Origin of the sequence: Fulvivirga imtechensis AK7 (assembly GCF_000331535.1) — a bacterium.
GTDB classification, from domain to species: Bacteria; Bacteroidota; Bacteroidia; order Cytophagales; family Cyclobacteriaceae; genus Fulvivirga; species Fulvivirga imtechensis.
This window is the reverse complement of sequence record NZ_AMZN01000126.1, coordinates 1-3,332: the sequence shown is the minus strand read 5'-3', so window position 1 is coordinate 3,332 and position 3,332 is coordinate 1. Positions and strand designations below refer to the sequence as shown.

1 rRNA gene is annotated in these 3,332 nt (G+C 49.3%); it reads right to left on the bottom strand.

Annotated features, from left to right (window positions below):
- Positions 1-50 precede the first annotated feature (50 nt).
- Positions 51-2,966, bottom strand: a 23S ribosomal RNA gene (locus C900_RS26225).
- Positions 2,967-3,332 lie beyond the last annotated feature (366 nt).

The window sequence follows — 3,332 nt, the reverse complement described above, 5'->3', positions numbered from 1 at the left end:
GCAACTAGCACAATGACATATTGTTGTGAAAGAATAACGGGCATAGGCCCTAGAGAAAGTTTACGGGTAATTAGTACTGCTCAGCTTTGACATCTCTGTCTTTACACCTGCAGCCTATCAACGTCATCGTCTATAACGTCCCTTATAAAGAAATCTCATCTTGAGGTGGGTTTCGCGCTTAGATGCTTTCAGCGCTTATCCCTTCCTGACATAGCTACCCGGCGGTGCAGCTGGCACCACAACCGGTACACCAGAGGTCAGTCCATCCCGGTCCTCTCGTACTAAGGACAGATCCTCGCAAATTTCTTACGCCCACAACAGATAGGGACCGAACTGTCTCACGACGTTCTGAACCCAGCTCGCGTGCCACTTTAATGGGCGAACAGCCCAACCCTTGGGACCTTCTCCAGCCCCAGGATGTGACGAGCCGACATCGAGGTGCCAAACCTCCCCGTCGATGTGAGCTCTTGGGGGAGATCAGCCTGTTATCCCCAGAGTACCTTTTATCCTTTGAGCGATGGCCCTTCCATGCGGAACCACCGGATCACTATACCCGACTTTCGTCCCTGCTCGGCTTGTTGGCCTCACAGTCAAGCTCCCTTATGCTATTGCGCTCTTCGCACGGTTACCAAGCGTGCTGAGGGAACCTTTGGAAGCCTCCGTTACTCTTTTGGAGGCGACCACCCCAGTCAAACTACCCACCAAACACTGTCTCCCATACAGGGATTAGGCATCACGTAAATGAAGGGTGGTATTTCAACAATGACTCCACAACCCCTGGCGAGGCCGCTTCATAGTCTCCCACCTATCCTACACATCATTTACACAATGTCAATGTTAAGCTATAGTAAAGGTTCATGGGGTCTTTCCGTCCCGTTGCGGGTAAGCGGCATCTTCACCGCTACTACAATTTCACCGAGCTCATGGCTGAGACAGTATCCAGATCGTTGCACCATTCGTGCAGGTCGGAACTTACCCGACAAGGAATTTCGCTACCTTAGGACCGTTATAGTTACGGCCGCCGTTTACTGGGGCTTCAGTTCAATGCTTCTCCTGACGGTAAACGTCAGGATAACATCCCCCCTTAACCTTCCAGCACCGGGCAGGTGTCAGGCCATATACATCATCTTTCGATTTCGCATAGCCATGTGTTTTTGCTAAACAGTCGCCTGGACCTTTTCACTGCGGCTTCCCTGACGACTAGCGTCAGGGTAAGCGCCCCTTCTCCCGAAGTTACAGGGCCATTTTGCCTAGTTCCTTAGCCATGAATCACTCGAGCACCTCAGGATTCTCTCCTTGACTACCTGTGTCGGTTTGCGGTACGGGTACCAATACCATAAGTTTAGAGGTTTTTCTTGGAAGTCTGATTAGGGCAACTATCCACGCTCCCGAAGGATTGTGGTACTATCAGGTTCAGCTAGATCCGCGGATTTGCCTGCGGTTCCAATACCTACACCCTTTAACGTGCTATTCCGTCAGCACGCGTGCCTTTCACTACTCCGTCACCCCATCACTGGTATCGGTAGTATGGGAATATTAACCCATCCTCCATCGACTACCCCCTTCGGGTTCGCCTTAGGTCCCGACTAACCCTGATCCGATTAGCGTTGATCAGGAAACCTTAGTCTATCGGTGGGCGGGTTTCTCACCCGCCTTATCGTTACTTATGCCTACATTTGCTTTTCTATTTGCTCCAACATGAGTTACCTCACACCTTCGCCGCCAATAGAATGCTCCCCTACCACCTGACGCCTTATGGGTCAGGTCCACAGCTTCGGTGGTATACTTAATGCCCGATTATCATCGATGCTCTGTCGCTCGACCAGTGAGCTGTTACGCACTCTTTAAATGAATGGCTGCTTCCAAGCCAACATCCTGGCTGTCTCGGCAACTGAACTACCTTAGTTCAACTTAGTATACACTTGGGGACCTTAGCTGGTGGTCCGGGTTCTTTCCCTCTCGGACAAGGACCTTAGCACCCTTGCCCTCACTGCAGAGTATATCTGATAGCATTCGGAGTTCATCAGGATTTGGTAGGATGTGACTCCCCCTAGTCCTATTGGTAGCTCTACCTCTATCAGAATTAACCTCCACGCTGCTCCTAAAAGCATTTCGGGGAGTACGAGCTATTTCTCAGTTTGATTGGCCTTTCACCCCTACCCACAACTCATCCAAAAACTTTTCAACGTTTACTGGTTCGGGCCTCCAGTGCGTGTTACCGCACCTTCACCCTGGTCATGGGTAGATCACAAAGTTTCGCGTCTACCCCCACTGACTAAGCGCCCTATTCAGACTCGCTTTCGCTCCGGCTCCGGACTTCTAAATCCTTAACCTTGCCAGTGAGGTGTAACTCGTAGGCTCATTATGCAAAAGGCACGCCGTCACCCCACTAAAGGGCTCCGACCGCTTGTAAGCGCATGGTTTCAGGTACTATTTCACCCCCTTATTCAGGGTACTTTTCACCTTTCCCTCACGGTACTTGTTCACTATCGGTCTCTCAGGAGTATTTAGCCTTACCGGATGGTGCCGGTAGATTCAGACGGGATTTCACCTGTCCCGCCCTACTCAGGATACTGCTATCATTAATAAGGTTACCCTTACAGGACTTTCACCTTCTGTGGTTCAACTTCCCAGATGATTCAGGTTCTATTATCAATGATTGTTGCAGTCCTACAACCCCCATCATGCCGTAACATAATGGGTTTGGGCTATTCCGCGTTCGCTCGCCACTACTAACAGAATCACTATTGTTTTCTCTTCCTCCGGGTACTTAGATGTTTCAGTTCTCCGGGTTTGCCTACTGACGTTAAGTCAGCATGACTGGTCTTCAACCAGCCGGGTTGTCCCATTCGGATATCTGCGGATCAATTCGTATTTGCCGATCCCCGCAGCTTTTCGCAGCTTATCACGTCCTTCTTCGCCTCTGAGAGCCAAGGCATCCTCCATGCGCCCTTAACTACTTTCTCTATTGTCTTATGCGGCTAATGACTTGCATAACGCCATTAGCTAGAGTATTTTTTGAAGCTTCATGCTTTAAGCTATAAGCTTTAAGCACTACACTTACTACCTATGTGTCTCGTAATTCTTTCACAACATGTCAATGAACTTTTTGATCGGTATACAGCCTAATCCAACAGGTTCTCAGACTAATGATCCTGTCTGTATTAAGCATCCTATCATTGTGGTCTCGCCTACCGCTAAACGCTTAGCGTTGCGCTACCTTTTTCTTCTTAAGCTTTAGATAAACACTTTTGCTTATCTGTTTTGTTCCCGTTTCCAGGTCTTTACTTCCTCTTTCTTCCTCAAATTCCCCTTTCGGAAACTTGTGGAGG